Annotated in this window: 20 protein-coding genes; 4 read left to right on the forward strand and 16 right to left on the reverse strand. The window is 57.3% G+C overall.

Annotated elements, in window-relative coordinates; genetic code table 11:
* Positions 1 to 118: 118 nt before the first annotated feature.
* The 4 genes from hemG to pepQ are packed head-to-tail and all read right to left on the reverse strand — an operon-like array spanning position 119 to position 4,109.
* A complete protein-coding gene (gene hemG, locus ABLU50_RS12255; RefSeq protein WP_023319457.1) occupies positions 119 to 661 on the reverse strand; it encodes a menaquinone-dependent protoporphyrinogen IX dehydrogenase in 543 nt (180 codons plus the stop codon).
* A gap of 11 nt (positions 662 to 672) precedes the next feature.
* Complete coding sequence (gene trkH / locus ABLU50_RS12260; RefSeq protein WP_004886724.1) at positions 673 to 2,124, reverse strand: Trk system potassium transporter TrkH; 1,452 nt, start codon at positions 2,122 to 2,124, stop codon at positions 673 to 675.
* 39 nt (positions 2,125 to 2,163) lie between these two features.
* A complete protein-coding gene (locus tag ABLU50_RS12265; protein ID WP_087832706.1) occupies positions 2,164 to 2,778 on the reverse strand; it encodes an IMPACT family protein in 615 nt (204 codons plus the stop codon).
* Positions 2,778 to 4,109 carry a Xaa-Pro dipeptidase gene (gene pepQ, locus ABLU50_RS12270; protein WP_087832705.1) on the reverse strand — a complete coding sequence of 444 codons (1,332 nt, stop codon included), beginning with the start codon at positions 4,107 to 4,109 and terminating at the stop codon, positions 2,778 to 2,780. Before pepQ ends, ABLU50_RS12265 begins: the two co-directional genes overlap by 1 nt.
* Before the next feature lie 191 nt (positions 4,110 to 4,300).
* On the opposite strand from pepQ, the gene fadB reads away from it, so the two are divergent.
* Entirely contained in the window at positions 4,301 to 6,490 is a 2,190-nt protein-coding gene (gene fadB, locus ABLU50_RS12275; protein WP_087832704.1) for a fatty acid oxidation complex subunit alpha FadB, read from the forward strand.
* Between the two features lie 9 nt (positions 6,491 to 6,499).
* Positions 6,500 to 7,663, forward strand: coding sequence for an acetyl-CoA C-acyltransferase FadA (fadA, locus tag ABLU50_RS12280; RefSeq protein ID WP_004886733.1), 1,164 nt, complete (start codon positions 6,500 to 6,502; stop codon positions 7,661 to 7,663).
* 193 nt (positions 7,664 to 7,856) lie between these two features.
* On the opposite strand, the gene fre is transcribed toward fadA, so the two are convergent.
* Together fre and ubiD are read right to left on the reverse strand one after the other, a co-directional pair.
* Complete coding sequence (gene fre, locus ABLU50_RS12285) at positions 7,857 to 8,558, reverse strand: NAD(P)H-flavin reductase (RefSeq protein ID WP_004886735.1); 702 nt, start codon at positions 8,556 to 8,558, stop codon at positions 7,857 to 7,859.
* Positions 8,559 to 8,607: 49 nt separating this feature from the next.
* Complete coding sequence (ubiD, locus tag ABLU50_RS12290; protein WP_004886738.1) at positions 8,608 to 10,083, reverse strand: 4-hydroxy-3-polyprenylbenzoate decarboxylase; 1,476 nt, start codon at positions 10,081 to 10,083, stop codon at positions 8,608 to 8,610.
* A 178-nt stretch (positions 10,084 to 10,261) separates the two neighbouring features.
* Between ubiD and rfaH the strand changes: the two genes are divergently transcribed.
* Positions 10,262 to 10,750 carry a transcription/translation regulatory transformer protein RfaH gene (rfaH, locus tag ABLU50_RS12295; protein ID WP_004886742.1) on the forward strand — a complete coding sequence of 163 codons (489 nt, stop codon included), beginning with the start codon at positions 10,262 to 10,264 and terminating at the stop codon, positions 10,748 to 10,750.
* On the opposite strand, the gene tatD is transcribed toward rfaH, so the two are convergent.
* The 9 genes from tatD to udp form a co-directional block, all read right to left on the reverse strand.
* The gene (gene tatD, locus ABLU50_RS12300; RefSeq protein WP_023319455.1) at positions 10,747 to 11,538 is read right to left on the reverse strand and encodes a 3'-5' ssDNA/RNA exonuclease TatD; all 792 of its coding nucleotides are present in this window, start codon (positions 11,536 to 11,538) and stop codon (positions 10,747 to 10,749) included. The genes rfaH and tatD overlap by 4 nt on opposite strands.
* A gap of 43 nt (positions 11,539 to 11,581) precedes the next feature.
* On the reverse strand, positions 11,582 to 12,361 hold the full coding sequence (gene tatC, locus ABLU50_RS12305; protein ID WP_004886745.1) for a Sec-independent protein translocase subunit TatC: 780 nt from the start codon (positions 12,359 to 12,361) through the stop codon (positions 11,582 to 11,584).
* Between the two features lie 2 nt (positions 12,362 to 12,363).
* Positions 12,364 to 12,888 (reverse strand): Sec-independent protein translocase protein TatB, encoded by a 525-nt coding sequence (gene tatB, locus ABLU50_RS12310; RefSeq protein ID WP_057212548.1) that lies wholly within the window; start codon positions 12,886 to 12,888, stop codon positions 12,364 to 12,366.
* Between the two features lie 3 nt (positions 12,889 to 12,891).
* Positions 12,892 to 13,143: a Sec-independent protein translocase subunit TatA gene (gene tatA / locus ABLU50_RS12315; RefSeq protein WP_002883425.1), complete on the reverse strand. Its 252-nt coding sequence runs from the start codon at positions 13,141 to 13,143 to the stop codon at positions 12,892 to 12,894.
* 129 nt (positions 13,144 to 13,272) lie between these two features.
* The gene (gene ubiB / locus ABLU50_RS12320) at positions 13,273 to 14,913 is read right to left on the reverse strand and encodes a ubiquinone biosynthesis regulatory protein kinase UbiB (protein WP_004886748.1); all 1,641 of its coding nucleotides are present in this window, start codon (positions 14,911 to 14,913) and stop codon (positions 13,273 to 13,275) included.
* A complete protein-coding gene (locus ABLU50_RS12325) occupies positions 14,910 to 15,515 on the reverse strand; it encodes an SCP2 domain-containing protein (RefSeq protein WP_004886750.1) in 606 nt (201 codons plus the stop codon). The genes ubiB and ABLU50_RS12325 overlap by 4 nt, the downstream gene beginning before the upstream one ends.
* A 13-nt stretch (positions 15,516 to 15,528) precedes the next feature.
* The gene (gene ubiE / locus ABLU50_RS12330) at positions 15,529 to 16,284 is read right to left on the reverse strand and encodes a bifunctional demethylmenaquinone methyltransferase/2-methoxy-6-polyprenyl-1,4-benzoquinol methylase UbiE (protein ID WP_004886751.1); all 756 of its coding nucleotides are present in this window, start codon (positions 16,282 to 16,284) and stop codon (positions 15,529 to 15,531) included.
* A 70-nt stretch (positions 16,285 to 16,354) separates the two neighbouring features.
* Entirely contained in the window at positions 16,355 to 17,803 is a 1,449-nt protein-coding gene (gene rmuC / locus ABLU50_RS12335; protein WP_323084280.1) for a DNA recombination protein RmuC, read from the reverse strand.
* Positions 17,804 to 17,936: 133 nt separating this feature from the next.
* Positions 17,937 to 18,698, reverse strand: coding sequence for a uridine phosphorylase (udp, locus tag ABLU50_RS12340; protein ID WP_002883419.1), 762 nt, complete (start codon positions 18,696 to 18,698; stop codon positions 17,937 to 17,939).
* Positions 18,699 to 18,970: 272 nt separating this feature from the next.
* Here udp and ABLU50_RS12345 point away from each other — a divergent pair, with 272 nt between their 5' ends.
* On the forward strand, positions 18,971 to 19,783 hold the full coding sequence (locus ABLU50_RS12345; protein WP_004886756.1) for a dienelactone hydrolase family protein: 813 nt from the start codon (positions 18,971 to 18,973) through the stop codon (positions 19,781 to 19,783).
* Positions 19,784 to 19,841: 58 nt separating this feature from the next.
* Here the strand turns inward: ABLU50_RS12345 and metE are convergent, their stop codons facing one another.
* Positions 19,842 to 22,106: a 5-methyltetrahydropteroyltriglutamate--homocysteine S-methyltransferase gene (gene metE / locus ABLU50_RS12350; RefSeq protein WP_049116946.1), complete on the reverse strand. Its 2,265-nt coding sequence runs from the start codon at positions 22,104 to 22,106 to the stop codon at positions 19,842 to 19,844.
* Positions 22,107 to 22,142 lie beyond the last annotated feature (36 nt).

Raw genomic sequence — 22,142 nt, forward strand, 5'->3', positions numbered from 1 at the left:
GCGGCTTGCTTGCCGTTGTTCCGTGTCAGTGGAGGCGCATTATAGGGAGTAATTCCGAGGTGACAAGGGGAAATGCAAAAAAACTTTTCGTTCGCTCGCTTTTCCATCAAGACGCTGTTTAAACGCCCTGTTTGCGGATCATTTGCGCGATTTCTCGGGCAAATCGGGAGACCTGTTGCCAGTCGGTATAGACCACTTCTTTACGGGTATCCGTTTCGCCCCCGGTCATTTTCATAATCAGGCGGATCATAAACCGATCGTACCAGCGGTAACGCGGGTAACGTAGCGCCCCGGCAAACACCGCGCAGCTCTGCGGCTGCCAAGGCGAGTTGAGCAGAAACTTGCGCGTATAGCTATTGGTCTGCGGCGTGCGCTTTTCGGGTTTGCGCGCAACCAGGTTCACCGAAAAGAATGCCCCCGGCAGCGCCTGCAATGCTGCCAGGTGCTTTTTCACAAAGCGGTCCACCGCCGGATGAAAGTGTCCGTAGCGAATCGACGCGCCAATCACCACGCGATCATAATGATGCCATTCCACGTTATCGGTACGGTTCAGATTCAGGGTATCCGCATCGATACCCAGCTCTTTCAGCTCCGAGGCGAGAAACGAAGCGATTTCACGGGTCTGCCCGTCGCGGGTGGAAAAGAGAATTAAAGTTTTCACGAGCACTCCTGTTATTCGCGCCAGAAAGTGGGAGTAAAGAGCACCAGTAAGGTGAACACTTCCAGACGACCAAACAGCATATTAGCAATCAGGATCCATTTCGCGACCGGGTTCATGGTGGCAAAGTTGTCCGCGACGACGCCGAGCCCAGGCCCGAGGTTGTTCAATGTCGCCACCACGGAGGCGAAAGCAGAGAAGTCATCCACCCCGGTGGCGATAATAGCCAGCATACTAATGATAAAGACCAGCGCATAGGCGGAGAAGAATCCCCACACTGCTTCCAGAATACGTTCCGGCAGCGCGCGGTTACCTAATTTAATGCTATACACCGCATTCGGGTGAACCAGACGCTTAAGCTCACGGTTGCCCTGCTTGAACAGCAACAGGATACGGATCACCTTTAAGCCACCGCCCGTGGAGCCAGCGCAGCCGCCGATAAATGCGGAGCACAGCAGCAGCACCGGCAGGAACAGCGGCCAGCGCGCAATGCTATCGGTGGTGAATCCTGCGGTGGTCGCCATCGACACCACCTGGAAAAACGCCTGATTCAGCGTCGTCAGCACCGAGCCGTACACGTTATGAAGCCATAGCACCAGCGTACAGACGATGACCAGCGTCAACTGGACGCCAATGAACATTCGAAACTCAGGGTCGCGCCAGTACACCTTCAGGCTGCGTCCGCTCAACAACGAAAAATGCAGACCGTAGTTACAGCCGGAGATCAGCAGGAAGATGGCAATGATGGAGTTGATCATCGGGCTGTTGAAATAGCCGACGCTGGCATCGTGAGTCGAGAAACCGCCGATAGCGATGGTGGCGAAGCTGTGCCCTATCGCATCGAAGGCCGGCATACCGGCAAACCAGAGCGCCAATGCGCAGGCGACCGTTAGTAACACATAGATAAGCCACAATGTCTTTGCCGTCTCGGCGATGCGCGGGCGCATCTTGTTATCTTTCAGCGGGCCGGGCATTTCCGCGCGGTAGAGCTGCATCCCCCCGACGCCGAGGATAGGCAGAATGGCCACCGCCAGCACAATGATCCCCATGCCGCCGAACCACTGCAGCATCTGCCGGTAAAAAAGAATAGCGTGCGGAAGCGAGTCCAGCCCCACCAGGGTGGTCGCCCCGGTCGTCGTCAGGCCGGAAAATGACTCGAAGAAGGCATCCGTCACCGTCAGGTTCGGCTGTTCGGCGAATATAAAGGGCAAGGCCCCTACGCTACCCAGCACGGTCCAGAACAGCACCACGATCAGAAACCCTTCACGAGATTTCAGTTCGCCCTTTTGCTTACGGTTCGGCCACCACAGCATGGAGCCGATCGCCAGAGCGACAAAAAAAGTTTGAGTGAAGGCCCGTCCCGCGCCATCGCGATATATCAGGGCCACTAATCCCGGGACGATCATTGTCCCCGAGAATAAGATGACCAGCAGTCCAACGATTCGGGTTATGGCGCGAAAATGCATCTCTGGCGCTTCCTTTGATAGGCAAAAAAACAGAGGGGATTATTCGTTAATCTTCAGTAATTGCAATGAACCGCGACTAAAATCAGCCAGTTTTGCTGAAAAAGCCGCCACTTCGGCCTGGGGAAGCGCCACGCGCAGCCGAACCGACGCCAGATATTCGCTTTCAACGACATTCCCGGAAAATTGGGCGAGCAACGCTTCAACGCCGGCCAGTTGCCCATATTCACATTGCAAAGTATATGCCGTTAACGGCGTCTTGCGCAGCGTCGTCAACTGCGCCAGCGCCTGATGGACACCGCCGCCATAGGCTTTCACCAGGCCGCCGGTGCCCAGCAGGATACCACCGTAATAACGTACGACGACAGCGGTTATCTCACCGACGCCGCTACCCATCAACTGCGCCAGCATCGGTTTACCCGCCGTTCCCGCCGGTTCGCCATCGTCTGAGAACCCAAGCCGTTGCGAATCATCAGGCGGTCCGGCGACCCACGCCACGCAGTGGTGGCGGGCATCAGGGTGATCCGCTCTGACCGACTCGACAAAGGCTTTCGCCGCCGCCACGCCGTCGGTATGCGCCAACAGCGTGATAAAACGGCTCTTTTTGATCTCCTCAACGACGGAAACTGGCGCCGCCGGGATTAACCAGCTCTCCATCAGGCCAGCTTCAGATCGCGCGTCATGTTTTCGATACTGTTTTCGTGAACCACCACGTTATCTTCGATACGGATCCCGCCGAATGGCTTCATGGCGTCAATTTTTTGCCAGTTGAAGTGCTTGCTGAACGGGCCTTCACGCCACAGCGCCAGTAACGACTCGATAAAGTAGATGCCGGGTTCAATGGTCAACACCATCCGCGGCTCGATAATACGGGTGCAGCGCAGATACGGGTATTTCGCTGGCGCCGCCAGATGCGTACCGGAGTCGTCTTGCATAAAGCCAGCAACATCATGCACCTGCAGACCCAGCGGATGACCAATCCCGTGCGGCATAAATGGCCCGGTCAGATCGTTCTCCACCATCGCCTCTTCGCTCATGTCAGTGACTAACTGGTGTTTACGCAGCAGCTTCGCAATACGCTGATGGAACTGGATATGGTAATCAACGTAGCGCGTCCCGGCTTTCATGGTGCTAATCAGCGCCAGCTGCTCGTCGTTAACGTCTTTAATCAGATGGGCGAAATCGTTATCGCCGTGTGCCGCCCAGGTCCGCGTCAGATCCGCGGCATAGCCGTTATATTCCGCGCCGGCGTCGAGCAGGAAGCTGCGCATCTCCGCCGGAGCGCGATGGTCCAGTTTGGTGTAGTGCAGGACGGAAGCATGCTCGTTCAGCGCCACGATGTTGCTGTAAGGCACATCGGTATCGCGGTGACCGGTGGCGGTAAGATAGGCCTGGTTGATATCGAATTCGCTCATCCCGGACTGAAAAGCCTCATAGGCCGCACGATGACCATTCACCGCCGACTTCTGCGCTTCACGCATACAGGCCAGCTCGTAATCGGTTTTGTAAGCCCGGTAGTAATGCAGATAATCGATAACCCCTTTCGGGTTGATCTTATCCGCGGCGATTCCCAGGCCCAGCGCGCGCTCCGGCACCGGCCCGATATAGCCAATATTACCGCGAGCGGCAGGCAGTTGGCTGCCGATGCCATCGGCCTTCGGCAGCGCGACCACATCGACCTCTTCGGTCCAGAACGAGGTCGGCAGCGGCTCAACGTTATGCCAGTAATCAACCGGCAGATAGAACCACAGCTTCGGTTTATTCACACCGTCCACCAGCAACCAGCAGTTAGGCACCTGAGTCACCGGCACCCAGGCTTTGAACTGCGGATTGACCTTGAACGGGTATGGATGGTCATCAAGGAAGACGTTAACCAGCTCGCCGGAGTGAATCAGCAGAGCATCCATCTGAAAACGGGCCAGGACGTCGCGGGTACGTTCTTGTAGGGTAACAATATGATTTTTATAGAGCGCGGCCAGGGATTCCATCTTTTGTCCTTTGCTTTTATGGGATCGTGATACTCCGCATCTTAGCACATCGACCTGCGTACGGGTGATTTCCGCCGGATGTGATCCGACCAGCAATTATTTAAAGAGTAATTTGCAATTCTTTAACATAAATTCCACACTCCGTTTCATCTGGTATGACCAGATCATATTGCTGGATTCAGGAGACTGACATGCTCTACAAAGGCGACACCCTGTACCTCGACTGGCTGGAAGATGGCATCGCCGAACTGGTGTTCGATGCCCCAGGTTCGGTCAACAAGCTTGATACCGCAACCGTAGCCAGCCTCGGTCACGCGCTGGATGTACTGGAAAAACAAAACGATCTCAAAGGCCTGCTGCTGCGCTCTGAAAAAGCGGCGTTTATCGTCGGCGCGGATATCACTGAATTCCTCTCACTGTTCCTGGTCCCTGAGGAGCAGTTAAGCCAATGGCTGCATTTTGCTAACAGCGTCTTCAACCGTCTGGAAGATCTTCCCGTCCCCACTATCTCTGCCGTCAATGGTTACGCGCTGGGCGGCGGTTGTGAATGTGTCCTGGCGACCGATTACCGCCTGGCGACGCCGGATCTGCGCATTGGTCTGCCGGAAACCAAACTCGGCATTATGCCAGGCTTCGGCGGCTCAGTCCGTTTGCCGCGCCTGCTCGGCGCCGACAGCGCGCTGGAGATCATTGCTGCCGGGAAAGATGTCGGCGCCGAGCAAGCGTTGAAAATCGGCCTGGTGGATGGCGTGGTCGCCGCGGAAAAACTGCGCGACGGCGCGCTGGCGATCCTGCGCCAGGCGATTCAGGGCGACCTGGACTGGAAAGCGAAACGTCAACCGAAGCTGGAGCCGCTGAAACTCAGCAAAATTGAAGCGACGATGAGTTTCACCATCGCCAAAGGCATGGTCGCGCAAACCGCCGGGAAGCATTATCCGGCGCCGATCACCGCGGTGAAAACCATCGAAGCCGCTGCGCGTCTTGGTCGTGAAGAAGCTCTGGTGCTGGAAAATAAAAGCTTTGTCCCGCTGGCTCATACCAACGAGGCCCGCGCACTGGTCGGTATCTTCCTGAACGACCAGTACGTCAAAGCGAAAGCGAAAAAACTGACCAAAGATGTCGAAACACCGAAGCATGCTGCCGTACTGGGCGCTGGCATTATGGGCGGCGGTATCGCATACCAGTCGGCCTGGAAGGGCGTGCCGGTGGTGATGAAAGACATTAGCGACAAATCGCTGACCCTTGGGATGACTGAAGCGGCGAAGCTGCTGAATAAACAGCTGGAACGCGGCAAAATTGACGGTCTGAAGCTGGCCGGAGTCATAAGCATCATTCAGCCGACGCTGGAGTATAGCGGTTTTGATCGCGTGGACGTGGTCGTTGAAGCGGTGGTGGAAAACCCGAAAGTGAAGAAAGCGGTGCTGGCGGAAACCGAAGAGAAAGTGCGCCCGGATACCGTACTGGCATCCAACACCTCAACGATCCCCATCAGCGAGCTAGCCAGCGTTCTGCAGCGCCCGGAGAACTTCTGCGGCATGCACTTCTTTAACCCGGTGCATCGCATGCCGCTGGTTGAAGTGATTCGCGGCGAAAAAACCTCGGATAAGACCATTGCCAAAGTGGTGGCCTGGGCCAGCAAAATGGGCAAGACGCCAATCGTGGTCAATGATTGTCCCGGTTTCTTCGTCAACCGCGTGCTGTTCCCCTACTTCGCCGGATTTAGCCAGCTGCTGCGCGACGGGGCGGATTTCCGCAAAGTCGACAAAGTGATGGAGAAACAGTTTGGCTGGCCGATGGGCCCAGCTTATCTGCTGGACGTGGTCGGCATTGATACCGCGCACCATGCTCAGGCGGTCATGGCGGCGGGCTTCCCGCAGCGGATGCAGAAAGATTATCGCGACGCTATCGACGCCCTGTTTGACGCCAACCGTTTCGGGCAGAAGAACGGCCTCGGCTTCTGGCGCTATAAAGAAGACAGCAAAGGTAAGCCGAAGAAAGAAGAAGATGCTGCCGTCGACAGCCTGCTGGCCGAAGTCAGCCAGCCGAAGCGCGATTACAGCGATGAAGAGATTATCGCCCGCATGATGATCCCGATGGTTAACGAAGTCGTCCGCTGCCTGGAAGAAGGCATTATCGCCAGCCCGGCGGAAGCGGATATGGCGCTGGTATACGGCCTCGGCTTCCCTCCGTTCCACGGCGGCGCCTTCCGCTGGCTGGATACCATCGGCAGCGCGAAGTATCTCGATATGGCGCAGCAGTACCAGCACCTTGGGCCGCTGTATGAAGTCCCTGCCGGTCTGCGAGACAAAGCGCGCCATAACGAAGCGTATTATCCCCAGGTAGAGCCAGCCCGTCCGGTTGGCGCTCTGAAAACGGCTTAAGGAGTCACAATGGAACAGGTTGTCATTGTCGATGCTATTCGCACCCCGATGGGCCGTTCAAAGGGCGGCGCATTTCGCCACGTGCGCGCGGAGGACCTCTCCGCGCACCTGATGCGCAGCCTGCTGTCGCGCAACCCGTCGCTTGAGGCAAGCGCGATAGACGATATCTACTGGGGCTGCGTACAGCAAACCCTCGAGCAGGGTTTTAACATCGCCCGTAACGCGGCGCTGCTGGCGGAGATCCCGCATTCGGTACCGGCAAACACGGTTAACCGTCTGTGCGGTTCTTCCATGCAGGCGCTGCACGATGCCGCACGCATGATCATGACCGGCGATGCCAGCGTCTGCCTGATTGGCGGCGTGGAGCACATGGGCCATGTGCCGATGAGCCACGGCGTCGATTTCCACCCGGGCCTGAGCCGTAACGTGGCAAAGGCGGCAGGGATGATGGGGCTGACCGCTGAAATGCTGGCGCGTTTGCACGGCATTAGCCGGGAAATGCAGGATCAGTTCGCCGCGCGCTCCCACGCCCGCGCCTGGGCTGCGACCCAGTCCGGCGCATTCAAAGCCGAGATTATCCCCACCGGCGGCCACGATGCCGATGGCGTACTGAAGTCCTTTAACTATGACGAAGTGATCCGCCCGGAAACCACCGTCGAGACGCTGTCTACCCTAAGGCCGGCGTTTGACCCGGTGACCGGTACGGTAACGGCGGGCACCTCTTCCGCCCTTTCCGATGGCGCGGCGGCGATGCTGCTGATGAGCGAAAGCCGCGCCCGCGAACTGGGTCTGAAGCCACGCGCCCGCGTCCGTTCGATGGCGGTGGTCGGCTGCGACCCGTCTATTATGGGCTATGGCCCGGTTCCCGCTTCGAAGCTGGCGCTGAAAAAAGCGGGCTTATCCACCAGCGATATCGACGTCTTTGAAATGAATGAGGCCTTTGCCGCGCAGATCCTGCCGTGCATTAAAGATCTGGGCCTGATGGAGCAGATCGATGAGAAGATCAACCTCAACGGCGGGGCGATCGCGCTCGGTCATCCGCTGGGTTGTTCCGGGGCGCGTATTAGCACCACGCTGATCAATCAGATGGAGCGTAAAGATGCCCAGTTCGGCCTCGCCACCATGTGCATCGGCCTGGGACAAGGGATCGCCACCGTGTTTGAGCGGGTGTAAATTTACAAAAGGGTATCTCACAGCCAATGGCGTCAGAACAAGGCGGCAAGCGAGCGAATCCCGATGAGCTTACTGAAGTAAGTGATTCGGGTGAGCAAGCGCAGCCAACGCAGTGATGACGTCATTGGCGAAGAGAGACAGTTTAGTTGCCGTTCTTCCCGCCTGTCAGGGGCGGGTTTTTTATTTGCAGATATCAGATAAAAGCAAACGCGTCGCCAAACAGACGATCTTCGCGCGCGCCGCGTTCGTTGCAGAACAGGTCGCGAGCAATCTTAGCCATCTCGAAACGCCCGGCAATATAGATATCGTGATCGGCCAGGGTACCGTAATCCTGCAGCACCGCGGTCAGCACGGTGCCGGAACGCCCACGCCAGCCCTCTTCCGGCTGCTCAACCACCGGCTCGATGCGCAGATTTGGATGCTTGACGCTCAAGGCTTCCAGCTCGGCCAGATCGTACAGATGTTTGGTCTCGCGACCGCCCCAGTAAATCGCGATATCGCGCTGAGGATTGCGTGACAGCGCGGTGAGCAGAATAGAACGCACATAAGAGAAGCCGGTACCGCCGGCAATCAAAATCAGCGGGCGGTCTTCATCTTCACGCAGCCAGGCTTCGCCATGCGGAATATCAACCTCAATTTCACGCTCTTTCAGGATGCGATCCATGACCGCCATCGCGTACAGATTGAGCTCCGAGGCGCCGATATGCAGTTCGATAAACTCCTGTTCCGCCGGCGTGGAGGCCATGGAGAATGGGCGTTTGTCGCGCTCATCCATTACCACCATCAGATACTGGCCAGCGCGGAAAGAGAATGCCGCTTCCGGTACTAATCGAACACGATACACGGTATCGGTAATCGCCTCCACCGAGGTCACTTTACAGCTTAAGGTTGTCATGCGTCCCCTCTGTCGGGTCTAAAGAGCAAAACAGCGGCGTTAGCCCCGCTTACTGTTGTTTAAAGATGGCCAGATCATCCCAGATGGCGTCAATGCGCGCCGTGACGGCAGGATCTTTTTTGATTGGGCGACCCCATTCACGCTGGGTTTCGCCAGGCCATTTATTGGTGGCATCCAGCCCCATTTTTGAACCCAGGCCGGAAACCGGCGAGGCAAAATCCAGATAATCAATTGGCGTATTCTCTACCAGTACCGTATCACGAGCCGGGTCCATACGGGTAGTGATCGCCCAAATCACATCGTTCCAGTCGCGGGCGTTAACATCGTCATCGCAGACAATCACGAATTTGGTGTACATAAACTGGCGCAGGAACGACCAGACGCCCATCATCACGCGCTTGGCATGGCCTGCGTACTGTTTTTTCATCGTCACCACCGCCAGGCGGTAGGAGCACCCTTCCGGCGGCAGATAGAAATCGACAATTTCCGGAAACTGTTTCTGCAGGATCGGGACGAAGACTTCATTCAGCGCCACGCCCAGCACCGCAGGCTCATCCGGCGGACGGCCGGTATAGGTCGAATGATAAATCGCGTCTTCACGCTGGGTAATATGGGTAACCGTAAACACCGGGAACTGGTCTACTTCATTGTAGTAGCCGGTATGGTCGCCATACGGACCTTCCGGCGCCATCTCCCCGGCCTCGATATAACCTTCCAGCACAATCTCTGCGCTGGCAGGCACTTCAAGATCGTTCGAGACGCATTTCACCACTTCGGTTTTGGTGCCGCGCAGCAGCCCGGCAAAGGCATATTCTGACAGCGTATCCGGCACCGGGGTCACTGCACCAAGAATGGTCGCCGGGTCGGCGCCGAGCGCCACAGAAACCGGGAAGCGTTCCCCCGGACGCGCCGCGCACCACTCCTGGAAATCCAGCGCGCCGCCGCGATGAGACAGCCAGCGCATAATCAGTTTGTTTTTGCCAATCAGCTGCTGGCGATAAATCCCCAGGTTTTGCCGCTCTTTGTGCGGCCCACGGGTCACCGTCAGCCCCCAGGTGATCAGCGGCGCGGCATCTTCCGGCCAGCAGGTCATAATCGGGATTTTCCTCAGGTCGACGTCATCGCCCTGGATGATTTTTTGCTGACAGGGGGCGCCGCGCAGACGTTTGGTGGGCATATTCAGCACTTGCTTAAACTGCGGCAGCTTATCAAACAGATCACGGAAACCTTTGGGCGGCTCAGGCTCTTTCAGAAAGGCTAACAGCTTACCCACCTCGCGCAGCGAACTGACGTCCTCCTGGCCCATCCCCAGCGCCACGCGCCGCGGCGTGCCGAACAGGTTGCACAGCACCGGCATGGTATAGCCTTTCGGATTCTCAAACAGCAGCGCAGGACCGCCAGCGCGCAGGGTGCGGTCGGCAATTTCGGTGATTTCCAGGTGAGGATCGACCGGCAGAGTGATACGTTTTAGTTCGCCCTGTTGTTCCAGGAGTGTCAGAAAGTCGCGAAGATCGTGATATTTCATGAAAGTGTTATTGACCTCTCTACAGGCGGCTAATTATACGGTGTTCAACGGCGAGATGCTGTAATTTTGTTAAATTAGCGTGAAAGAACGCTGAAATTTGGATTTCAATTATAATGGCTTTCGCGATTACACCAGCCATTTGTTATGCTTGCCGTTATTAGAAGTGGAATGAGTCATTATGCAAGCCTGGTACTTACTGTATTGCAAACGTGGGCAGCTACAACGAGCCCAGGAACATCTGGAACGTCAGTCAGTTAACTGCCTGATGCCGACGATTGCGCTGGAAAAAATCATTCGCGGTAAACGCACCATGGTCAGCGAACCGCTGTTCCCGAACTACCTGTTTATTGAGTTCGATCCAGAGGTGATTCATACCACCACCATCAGCGCCACCCGCGGGGTTAACAACTTCGTGCGCTTTGGCGCCCTACCCGCTATCGTCCCCTCGGCGGTCATCCACCAGCTCTCTATCTACAAACCGGAAGGCATTACCGACCCGGAAACGCCGCATGAGGGCGATAGCGTACTGATCACCGACGGCGCGTTCGAAGGCTTACAGGCTATCTTTACCGAGCCGGACGGTGAAGCACGCTCTATGTTGCTGTTAAACCTGCTGAATAAGCAAGTCCTGCAGAGCGTTAAAAACACCGATTTCCAGAAAATCTAAGCGCCGTTAACGTCGACGCCAAACAGCGCCCTGACGTTTGCGTCCGTTTGCATCTCAAGCCACTGCGCCTCCTCGCCGCGCCAGGCCGCGACGCTGGCCAGGATATGCGGCAAATACGCGGGCTCGTTACGACGCGAGGCGGGTTTAGGCTTGAGGTCGCGCGGCAGCAGATAGGGCGCATCGGTCTCCAGCAGCAGACGTTCCGCCGGGATCGCCGGCAATAGCTCCCGCAGCTCGAGCCCTCGCCGCTCATCGCATACCCAACCGGTAATACCGATAAACAGCCCCAGATCCAGACATTCCTGCACCTCGCTGCGGCTGCCGGTAAAGCAGTGCAGCACCGCGCCCGGGATCTTCCCGAGCCAGGGTTTAAGCAGCGCCAGAAACCGGTCGTGGGCGTCGCGGCAGTGTAAAAACACCGGCATCGACAGCTCGGCGGCCAGCGCCAGCTGGGCACTAAACGCCTCCTCCTGCTCCTGGGGCGTGGAGAAATTACGATTAAAATCCAGACCGCACTCCCCTATCGCCACCACCTGCGGCTCGCGGGCGAGGGCATAAATCGCCTCGGCGACCGCTGGCGTCCAGCTGCTGCCGTCATGGGGATGAACCCCCGCCGTGGACCAGCAGCCGGCGTAATGACTCGCCATTCTCTGCGCCTGCTGGCTCTCCGGTAAATTTGTGCCGGTCAGCAGCATGCCGTGAACCCCTGCCGCCCGGGCGCGCGCCACCACCTCATCATGGTCGCGGGCAAACTGTGAACTGGTCAGATTAACGCCGATATCAAACATGATCGCTCCATATGCCAACCGCCCTGACGGGCGGTTGGCGGTATTACTCTTCTCTGTGCTCAGCGGCTTCAGCTTCGGCCGCGGCATCGTCATCACGCGTCAGGCGCTTCCCGGTGTAGAAGCGGGCGAAGAACACCCCGACTTCAAACAGGCAGTACATCGGAATAGCCAGCAGCGTCTGCGAGAACACGTCCGGCGGCGTCAGCAGCATCCCCACCACGAAGGCGCCCACCAGTACATACGGCCGCTTTTTGCGCAGCTCTTCCGGCGTGGTGACACCCATCCAGCAGAGCAGCACAATGGCGACCGGCACCTCAAAAGAGACCCCGAACGCCATAAACAGCGCCATCACGAAGTCGAGATAGCTGCGGATATCGGTCGAGACCAGCACCCCCTCCGGGGCAGCATGGGTAAGGAAGCCGAACGCCAGCGGAAACACGACAAAATACGCGAAAGCCATACCGATATAGAACAGCAGCGTGCTGGAGACCAGTAAGGGCACCACCAGCCGGCGCTCATGCTTATACAGCGCCGGCGCGACGAAGGCCCATACCTGATACAGAATAATCGGCACCGACAGGATCACCGACACCATGAAGGTCAGCTTTATCGGCGTAAAGAAAGGTGAAGCGACATCGGTGGCGATCATCGTCGCGCCTACCGGCATCTTGCTGATAAGCGGGGCCGAGACCAGCTGATAGATATCATTGGCGAAATAGACCAGCGCCAGGAAGATCACCAGGATAGCAATGATGCTGTTGAGCAGACGCTTGCGCAGCTCAATCAGATGCGAAATTAGCGGTTGTGTATCGTCTACGCCCATGTTTACGGTTTATCACTCGATGCGGGGGAAGAATGGGGGGCAGCCGCCGTAGCGGATGTTTTCTCTGCCGGTGAAGCGGGTTGCTCGTCGGCCACGGGATCCGGCGCATGAACCGGAGCGCTGGCCTGATGTTCTGCCGTCGCCGGCGTGACGTCCTGCCGCTGCGCTTCGCTGCCTTTCACCACCGGATTATGGATGGTATTCGCTTCGTCACTGGCCTTTTCCGGATCGTGGGCGCTATAGGAGCGCTTCATCGACTCCGCGGCCTCGCGCAGCTCATCCATGGAGGCTTTCAGCTCCGGCGTCAGGTTATTCAGGCTGGCCTTTTCCACCTTCTTGAGGCTCTCCTGGAACTCCTGCAGTTTTAGCTCCTGAGCCAGCTCATTCTGTACCGTGGTCGCCAGCGACCGTAGCGTACGGATCCAGCCAACCACCGTTTTAACCGCGACGGGAAGCCGCTGTGGCCCCAGAACGATGAGGCCAATCACAAACACCAGCAGTAGTTCACTAAAACCAATATCGAACACGAGTTACACCTGCTCTTTGTCGTGGCGTTTTGTCTCGTCTTTTTTTGCATCATCCTGTTTATCGGCGATAGTTTTCGCCGTGAAATCTGCGTCTGGCGCCGACTTTTCAGGTTTATCATCATCACTCATGGCTTTTTTAAAGCCTTTGATGGATGCCCCTAAGTCTGACCCCAGTGAGCTCAGCTTCTTCGTCCCGAAAAGCAGAACTACGATGACGACAACAATTAATAACTGCCAAATACTGATACCACCCATACACGTTCCCCTATGACAGATGATGAATTATGTGGACGCATTATACACGCCATCCTGCCAGCCGCCTCGCCGTCAGGCCACCGGCATGATTTTGCGCAAATAAGCCTGCGTCATGAAGAGGCGAACCGATCAGCGGGTTTTTCGCCAGCCAATCAGCCAGGTCACGATACCGCCGGCCATCAGCCAGCCGGGCATCATTCCCCACTCAGGGCGATGGATAAAGAGCAGCGTACCACTGAGCAATAAAACCGCGCCTATACCAAACAGATAGCGGGATTGGCCCTGGCGCACATGACGCACATGCATATCCCGCACGATAGTATCGACGCTGGTCTGCAGCTGTTTGCTCTGCTGCAGGCTCTGATACACCAGCTCAGGTATTTCAGGCATTCTTTCGATCCAGAACGGCGCTTTGTCTTTAAACGCGCGCACCAGCGCCGGAATACCGACCTGATCTTTGATCCACGACTCAAGGAAAGGCTTCGCCGTTTTCCACAAGTCTAACTGAGGATAGAGCTGCCGGCCTACCCCTTCTACGTAAAGTAATGTCTTCTGTAGCAAAACAAGCTGCGGCTGGACTTCCATATTGAAGCGCCGCGCGGTGTTGAACAGATTTAGCAGCACGTGGCCGAAGGAGATCTCCGCCAGCGGCTTCTCAAAGATGGGCTCGCAGACCGTGCGGATCGCGAACTCAAACTCTTCAACATTGGTGTCCGGCGGAACCCAACCGGAGTCGACGTGCAGCTCGGCAACCTTACGATAATCGCGGTTGAAAAAGGCGATAAAGTTTTCCGCCAGATAGCGCTTATCTTCTTTGTTCAGCGAGCCGACAATACCGCAGTCGATACCAATATACTGCGGATCTTCCGGGTGCTCGTAGCTGACGAAGATGTTGCCAGGGTGCATATCGGCATGGAAAAAGCTGTCGCGGAACACCTGGGTGAAGAAGACCTGCACACCCCGCTCCGCCAGCAGTTGCATATTGGTTCCCTGAGCCTCGAGCGCCTCCACGTCGGACACCGGAATGCCGTAGATGCGCTCCATCACCATCATGCTTTCGCTGCAGTAATCGGGGTACACTTCCGGCACATACAGCATCGGGCTGTCTTCGAAATTACGCCGCAACTGAATGGCGTTGGCGGATTCCCGCAGCAGATTCAGCTCGTCCAGCAGCGTTTTTTCATACTCACGAACCACCTCCTGCGGGCGCAGACGGCGGCCGTCAGGCAGCAGTCGCGGCACCCAGCGCGCCAGGCGATAGATGAGCTTCATGTCCGCTTTAATGATCGGCAAGATATCCGGACGGATAACCTTGATCACCACCTCTTTGCCGTTCTCTTTCAGACGCGCGGTATGCACCTGGGCAATAGACGCCGAGGCTAACGGCTCAACGGAGAAATCATCAAACCAGGCCTCCACCGGCAGGCCACCCATCGCTTTTTCTATCTGCTGCTGCGCAAGCTTCCCTTCAAAGGGCGCCACGCGATCCTGCAACAGCGCCAGCTGATCGGCAATATGCGGCGGAAAGAGATCCCGCCGCGTGGATAGCATCTGGCCGAATTTAATCCACACCGGCCCCAGCTCCTGGAGCGCCAGCCGCAGACGGGCGCCAAGAGGTTGATCCTGATGGCGGTTTGGCATCCAGAAGAGCATCCGCCGCCAGATACGCAGCGGCAGCGTGATCCGCATTTTGGGGATAAGCTCATCGAGCCCGTAGCTCAAAAAGGTGTGGATGATGAAATACAGGCGCCGTAATTCTCCTGGCGTCATTTGCCCTCCAGCGTTTCCAGCCGTTTTTCCAGTGCGGCCAGCGCGCGTTCAATAGCCGTCGTCTCTTCAGCAAACCAGGCCAGCTCCAGCGGCCCCGGTGCCAGGCGCCACTCTTCAGTGATCGCTTCAGCGACATAACGCTGCTGGCGCTGCGCGCCCTTCAGTAAAAACTGAGCGCCGCCGCGGAGGACTTTACCGACGCCTTCGGCCACGATGTCACCGGTATAAGGCGCCAGCAGCTCAGCGGGATCGAACTCTGCCAGATCGCACAGGGTGACCATGTTCTGCACCACCTGCAGATCGCCCTGCACTTCCAGCTCGCCGCTACGGATAAGCGCCGTCAGTTGTTGACGGTTGCGTAGTTTTGGCAGCACGCTGAGCCGGGTAATCACGGTGCAGTCAGCCTCTCCGTCCCAGGCGCTCAGAACATCAACCTGGCGTTCACTGAACACCAGCACCACGGGCGTAGCGAAATCCTGCAGCTGTACCCGCAATACCTTGCCCAGCAGGCGCTGGCGGGCGGGTTTTAGCGCTTTGTCGCGCCAGAGGAAAGTATTTAGCGCCGTTTCAATGCCAGCGGTCACCAGGGGTGTGAAAGGCATAGCGTCCCTCCTGTCAGAACTTGTAACCGCGATGCAAAGCAACGATACCCGCCGTCAGGTTGTAGTAGTCCACGCTTTCGAAGCCTGCATCCTGCATCATCCCTTTCAGGGTTTCCTGGTCCGGATGCATACGAATAGATTCCGCCAGGTAGCGATAGCTGTCGCCATCTTTTGCCACCAGCTCGCCCACTTTCGGCAGGATATGGAAGGAGTAAGCGTCGTAGGCTTTGCTCAGCGGTTCGATAATGGGTTTAGAAAACTCCAGCACCAGCAGACGTCCACCCGGCTTCAGCACGCGGTACATCGAGCGCAGCGCTTTCTCTTTGTCGGTCACGTTACGCAGACCGAAAGAGATGGTGATGCAGTCAAAGGTATTATCAGCAAACGGCAGGGCTTCCGCGTTGGCCTGAACATACTCAACGTTACCCACGATGCCGATATTGCGCAGCTTTTCGCGGCCCATTTTGAGCATTGAATCATTGATATCAGCAAGCATAACGCGGCCGGTTTCCCCTACCAGACGGGAAAACTTAGCCGTCAAATCACCGGTCCCCCCCGCCAGATCCAGCACGGTCTGCCCGCGACGTACGCCGCTGCAGTCGATGGTGAAACGCTTCCACAAACGATGGATACCAAACGACATCAAGTCATTCATCACATCATACTTTGCGGCGACAGAATGGAATACATGCGCCACCATGTCTGCTTTCTGCTCTTTAGCGACCGTCTGAAAGCCAAAGTGCGTCGTTTCTTGTGAATCCTCAACCATCTTTATGCCTGCTTGCTTTTCAAGAAAATGTTCACTGAGTGTATCAGACTCAGCGCATTTCCCATACGTTTCAGCGTGGCGGAGCCGCCTCCCGGCTACGCACCGGCTCGGCAGAGTCGGGTGAAAATGCCTCATTTTCCGGCAGGTTATCCTCCTCTTCGAGACGATATTGATCGTCCTGAGCAATGGCTTGTTCAACTAAATCAGGATTAATCCCGCGCTTGACCTCCACGCCCAACCCGCGAAAAGCCTCCGCCTGGGCCAGAAGATTACCGCGCCCGGAAGCGAGCTTTTTCATCGCCTGGCGATAGTTCTCTTGCGCTTTATCCAGACTCTGGCCGATAGCGGACATATCGTCCACAAACAGGCGCATTTTGTCGTAAAGGCGCCCCGCCCGCTCGGCGATCTTCTGCGCGTTGCGGCTTTGGTGCTCATAACGCCACAGATTGGCGATGGTGCGCAGGGCCACCAGCAGCGTCGTCGGGCTAACCAGCATAATATTATTTTGCAGCGCCTCGCTGATAAGCTCGGGCTGACGGTCGATGGCCAGCAGGAATGCCGGCTCGACGGGAATAAACATCAGCACATAGTCGAGGGAGCGCAGGCCTGGCAGTTGCTGATAATCCTTGCGCCCCAGCAGGCGAATATGATTTCGCACCGAAGCAAGGTGCTCCTGCAGCGCGACTTCGCGGGTGTAGTCGTCCTCGGCGTTGAAATAACGCTCATAGGCGACAAGGGTCATTTTGGCGTCGATAACCACGTCTTTACCCTGCGGCAGGCGCACGATGACGTCCGGCTGCATCCGCGAGCGGTTGTCGGTCTCGATGCTGACCTGGGTTTGGTACTCATAGCCTTCCCGCAGGCCGGAGGCCTCCAGCACGCGGGTGAGAACCACTTCCCCCCAATTGCCCTGGGTTTTGTTATCGCCCTTCAGCGCTTTGGTCAGGTTCAGCGCCTCCTGCGCCATCTGCGCGTTCAGCTGCTGCAGGTTACGGATCTCATGCGCCAGGGTGTGCCTTTCTCGCGCCTCCTGACCGAAGCTCTCCTGCACCTGCCGGCGGAACCCGTCAAGTTGTTCGCGCAGCGGTGTCAGCAGGCCATGCAGGCTCTGGCGATTTTGCTCATCGACGCGTCGGTTGCTGTGTTCGAAAATGCGGTTGGCGAGGTTTTCAAACTGCTCGCTCAGGCGCTGCTCGCTGTTCACCATCTGGCGGATCTTATCTTCCGCATGCAGCTGGGTGGATTCGAGCCGGGTGGTAACCTCACGCAGATCGGCCTCCAGCGAGGTATTGATATCCCGCAGGCTGCGCAGCTCGTTGTTCAGCAGCTCGCACTCTTCACGCCAGTGGGCTTCCTGTACCAGTTGCTGACGGGCAGCGCTCAGCTCAATATCCAGCTCTCGCCGCTCCTCGATAAGATCGGCCCGAATTTGATCGGCGCGCGCTTTGGTCGCCAGCCAGACGACGATTAACCCGGCAGCCAGTGCGATAACCGCGCTGATAATAATGGAGAGATCCACGACGCCCCCTGCGATAACCTGATGACACAAAATAGAATTGTGCTGTACAAACGTCCAGTTTAAAAGGAATTTCCTGCGAGAGGCGACGCAAAAAAAAGGCCGGAGGATCCGGCCTGAAGGGAAAGCGGTTTAATTACAGCAGACGGCGCGCCGCTTCGACGACGATTTTAACCGCGTGGCTTTCGGTTTGCTTCATGGTTTCGGCGTTAGGGATCTCTTGCTGGGTACGGTTAACGATAACCCCAGCCACCATCCCGGCGCGCAGGCCCTGGCTGGCGCACATGGTCAGCAGCGTAGCGGATTCCATTTCATAGTTCATCACGCCCATCGCCTGCCACTCTTCCATAGAGCCTTTGAAGCGGCTCACCACGCGACCGGAGAAGGTGTCGTAACGCTCCTGGCCCGGGTAGAAGGTATCCGAAGAGGCGGTCACGCCGATATGGGTGGTGGCGCCAATGGATTTCGCCGCTTCCACCAGCGCGGTGGTGCAGGCGAAATCTGCGACGGCCGGGAATTCCATCGGCGCGAAGTGCAGGCTGGCGCCGTCCAGGCGAACGGAAGCGGTAGTCACCAGCACATCGCCAACGTTGATGTGCGGCTGAATGGCGCCGGTGGTGCCAATGCGCAGGAAGGTACGTACGCCAAGCTGCGCCAGCTCTTCCACAGCGATAGACGTAGACGGGCCGCCGATGCCGGTGGAGCAGACGATCACCGGTTTGCCGTCCAGCTCCGCGCGCCAGGAGGTAAATTCGCGGTGGGATGCCAGCTTAACCGGCTTATCCATCAGCGCGGCGATCTTTTCCACACGCTCCGGATCGCCAGGGACGATAGCCAGCGTAGCCCCTTGTAAATCGTTCTTGGTGAGGCCGAGATGAAAAACATCAGACTTGGACATAAAAAACTCCTCTGTGGGTCGAATTATCAGCAGAAGCAAAACGGTACTGTACAGAAGCCCCAGGCAACATTTTGTGATGATAGTCACCAAGAACAATAATGATTGCAGTTGTTTTTCAGTAAATAGTGATACACATCACATTAACAAGTTATATTCATCGTCACAGAACAAAAGATAGCCGCTTTCAGGCACTGTGCTTTATTACCGCCCGAACTAAAGGTAAAGGGTCTATAGTTACTGATGCGCTAATAAATAAGGGTACGGAGAATACCATGACCACCACCAAGCAACCTGGATTCGCACCTGCAGCCTCGCCGCACGCCGCAACCGCCGTTCATACGCCGGAAGAGCATATTGTCGCCGGAGAGACCTCTATTCCCTCTCAGGGGGAAAACATGCCGGCTTACCATGCCCGTCCGAAAAACGTCGATGGCCCATTGCCGATCGTCATCGTGGTACAGGAAATTTTCGGCGTGCATGAGCATATTCGCGATCTTTGTCGCCGCCTGGCGCAGGAAGGCTATCTGGCTATCGCGCCTGAGTTGTACTTCCGTCAGGGCGATCCGAATGAGTATCACGATATCCCAACCCTGTTTAAAGAGCTGGTTACCAAGGTGCCGGACGCGCAGGTGTTGGCGGATCTCGACCACGTCGCCAGCTGGGCGGCGCGTCATGGCGGCGATGCCCATCGTCTGCTGATCACCGGCTTCTGCTGGGGCGGACGCATCACCTGGCTGTATGCCGCACATAACCCGCAGCTTAAAGCGGCAGTGGCCTGGTACGGCAAGCTGGTGGGAGAAAAATCGCTGAATTCGCCAAAACATCCGGTGGATATCGCCGTCGATCTCAACGCCCCGGTGCTCGGCCTGTACGGTGCGAAAGACGCCAGCATTCCGCAGGACACCGTCGAGACGATGCGTCAGGCGCTGCGGGCGGCTAACGCCACAGCGGAAATCGTGGTCTATCCCGAAGCCGATCACGCCTTTAACGCCGACTATCGCGCCAGCTATCACGAAGAGTCAGCCAAAGACGGCTGGCAGCGAATGCTGGCCTGGTTTGCGCAGTATGGCGGAAAAAAAGGGTAATCGCCCAAAGCATGAAAAAAGGAGGCAAATGCCTCCTTTTTGATTTTTCCGGTGACGATCAAGCGGACTGGCGCAGATTCCGCGCCGCTTGCACCATATTCGCCAGCGCGGCGCGCGTCTCCGGCCAGCCGCGGGTTTTCAGGCCGCAGTCCGGGTTGACCCACAGCCGCTCCGCCGGGATACGCTGCGCGGCTTTTTCCAGCAGCGCTTCGATCCACTCCACGCTCGGTACGTTTGGCGAGTGAATATCATATACTCCCGGCCCGATCTCATTGGGATACTCGAACACTTCGAACGACTCCAGCAGTTCCATGTCGGAACGCGAGGTTTCAATGGTGATCACGTCAGCATCCAGCGCGGCGATGGAGTCCATGATGTCGTTGAACTCGCAATAGCACATGTGGGTATGGATCTGAGTATCGTCTTTGGCCACCGCAGCGTTAAGACGGAAGGCTTCCACACCCCACTGCAGATAGGCATCCCAGTCGCTGCGCTTCAGCGGTAAACCTTCGCGCAAGGCTGGCTCATCAATCTGGATGATGCCGATACCGGCCGCCTCCAGATCCGCCACTTCATCACGCAGGGCCAGCGCAATCTGTTTCGCGATGGTTTCACGGCTGACGTCTTCCCGCGGGAAGGACCAGCACAGAATCGTCACCGGTCCAGTGAGCATCCCTTTCACCGGCTTGTCGGTCAGCGACTGCGCGTACTTCGCCCATTCGACGGTGATCGCCTGCGGACGGCTGACGTCGCCGATCACCACCGGTGGCTTCACGCAGCGGGAGCCATAGCTCTGCACCCAGCCGTTTTGCGTGAAGATGAAACCGTCCAGATGTTCACCGAAGTATTCCACCATATCGTTCCGCTCGGCTTCCCCGTGCACCAGTACGTCTAATCCTAACCGCTCCTGCTCGACGATCGCCTGCTTAATATGTTCCGCAATGCCGGTACGATAATGACTGGCGTCAAGATTTCCCTTTTTGAAGTCCAGGCGCAGGCCGCGGATCTCGGTCGTCTGCGGGAATGACCCGATGGTGGTGGTCGGCCAGGCCGGCAGGTTAAAGCGTTGACGCTGTGCCTGAGCGCGAACCTCATAGGGGCTGGCGCGCTGGCTGTCCTGAGGAGTGATCGCCGCCAGCCGTTTTTCCACCGCCGGGTTGTGTACCCGAGACGAATGGCGACGAGCATGGACTGGCGCGCTCCACTCGGTAATCGCCGCCGTATCGCCGCTGTTCAGCGCATCGCGCAACAGCGCCAGCTCACCGCATTTTTGCAGAGCGAAGGCAAACCAGCTCTTCACTTCCGCATCAAGGCGCGTCTCCACGCTCAGGTCGATCGGGCTGTGCAGCAGAGAGCAGGATGAAGCGACCCACAGCTCGCGCTTACCGACGAGGTCTTTAATTTGCGCATACTTTTCGGCGAGATCGGCGCGCCAGACGTTACGCCCGTTGATCAGGCCGGCGGACAGCAGCCAGTCGGCCGGCAGACGTTTATGCAGTTCGGCGACATCATCTTTACCGTGGACCAGATCGACGTGCAGCCCCTGGACCGGTAGCGCAGCAATGGTCTCGAGATTGTCGCTAACGCCTTCAAAATAGGTGGTCAGCAGCAGTTTGACCTGGCCCTGCAGGGCGTCATAAGCCGGTTTAAAGGCCTCCAGCCACGCTGGCGGCAGCTCCAGCACCAGCGCCGGTTCATCAATCTGCACCCACTCAATGCCGCGCTTCGCCAGTTCGGCCAGCACCTGCTGATAAACCGGCAGGATGGCATTCAGCAGGCTCAGACGGTCAAACGGTTCGCCTTTCACTTTGCCCAGCCACAGATAAGTCACCGGCCCCAGCAGCACGGGCTTGATCTTGTGGCCCAGCGCCAGCGCTTCGTCCACTTCATCCAGCAGTTGGGTCCAGGTCAGTTTGAACTGCTGGCCCTGCACGAACTCCGGCACCATGTAGTGATAGTTGGTGTTGAACCACTTGGTCATTTCCGCGGCGGCCGCTGGCTCGCCGGTGGGCGCGCGGCCGCGGCCAATGCGGAACAGGGTATCGATATCGACAGAGCCGTCTTTGTTCTGATGACGAGCCGGCACGTTGCCAAGCAGCAGGCTGGTGGTCAGAACATGGTCGTACCAGGCGAAATCGCCCACCGGCAGCAGGTCAATCCCGGCCTGCTTCTGCTGCTCCCAGTGACGGGCGCGCAGTTCCCGGCCTACCGCCAGCAGCTCCTCGCGAGTGGCATTGCCCGCCCAGTAGCTCTCTTGCGCTTTTTTCAGCTCGCGACGCAGGCCAACGCGAGGGAAACCGAGGGTGTGGTTAATAATTGTCATTTTTGTTCCTCTCTTATTTCATTGAATCTGAAGAAA

It is taken from the genome of Klebsiella sp. GG_Kp173 (assembly GCF_040062415.1).
GTDB classification, from domain to species: domain Bacteria; phylum Pseudomonadota; class Gammaproteobacteria; order Enterobacterales; family Enterobacteriaceae; genus Klebsiella; species Klebsiella quasipneumoniae.

What these genes read in the sequence shown, in the direction of transcription:
- trkH (WP_004886724.1), bottom strand. Translation starts at nt 2,124, where the DNA reads ATGCATTTTCGCGCCATAACCCGAATCGTTGGACTGCTGGTCATCTTA.
- ABLU50_RS12265 (WP_087832706.1), bottom strand. Translation starts at nt 2,778, where the DNA reads ATGGAGAGCTGGTTAATCCCGGCGGCGCCAGTTTCCGTCGTTGAGGAG.
- pepQ (WP_087832705.1), bottom strand. Translation starts at nt 4,109, where the DNA reads ATGGAATCCCTGGCCGCGCTCTATAAAAATCATATTGTTACCCTACAA.
- fadB (WP_087832704.1), top strand. Translation starts at nt 4,301, where the DNA reads ATGCTCTACAAAGGCGACACCCTGTACCTCGACTGGCTGGAAGATGGC.
- fadA (WP_004886733.1), top strand. Translation starts at nt 6,500, where the DNA reads ATGGAACAGGTTGTCATTGTCGATGCTATTCGCACCCCGATGGGCCGT.
- fre (WP_004886735.1), bottom strand. Translation starts at nt 8,558, where the DNA reads ATGACAACCTTAAGCTGTAAAGTGACCTCGGTGGAGGCGATTACCGAT.
- ubiD (WP_004886738.1), bottom strand. Translation starts at nt 10,083, where the DNA reads ATGAAATATCACGATCTTCGCGACTTTCTGACACTCCTGGAACAACAG.
- rfaH (WP_004886742.1), top strand. Translation starts at nt 10,262, where the DNA reads ATGCAAGCCTGGTACTTACTGTATTGCAAACGTGGGCAGCTACAACGA.
- tatD (WP_023319455.1), bottom strand. Translation starts at nt 11,538, where the DNA reads ATGTTTGATATCGGCGTTAATCTGACCAGTTCACAGTTTGCCCGCGAC.
- tatC (WP_004886745.1), bottom strand. Translation starts at nt 12,361, where the DNA reads ATGGGCGTAGACGATACACAACCGCTAATTTCGCATCTGATTGAGCTG.
- tatA (WP_002883425.1), bottom strand. Translation starts at nt 13,143, where the DNA reads ATGGGTGGTATCAGTATTTGGCAGTTATTAATTGTTGTCGTCATCGTA.
- ubiB (WP_004886748.1), bottom strand. Translation starts at nt 14,913, where the DNA reads ATGACGCCAGGAGAATTACGGCGCCTGTATTTCATCATCCACACCTTT.
- ABLU50_RS12325 (WP_004886750.1), bottom strand. Translation starts at nt 15,515, where the DNA reads ATGCCTTTCACACCCCTGGTGACCGCTGGCATTGAAACGGCGCTAAAT.
- ubiE (WP_004886751.1), bottom strand. Translation starts at nt 16,284, where the DNA reads ATGGTTGAGGATTCACAAGAAACGACGCACTTTGGCTTTCAGACGGTC.
- udp (WP_002883419.1), bottom strand. Translation starts at nt 18,698, where the DNA reads ATGTCCAAGTCTGATGTTTTTCATCTCGGCCTCACCAAGAACGATTTA.
- ABLU50_RS12345 (WP_004886756.1), top strand. Translation starts at nt 18,971, where the DNA reads ATGACCACCACCAAGCAACCTGGATTCGCACCTGCAGCCTCGCCGCAC.
- metE (WP_049116946.1), bottom strand. Translation starts at nt 22,106, where the DNA reads ATGACAATTATTAACCACACCCTCGGTTTCCCTCGCGTTGGCCTGCGT.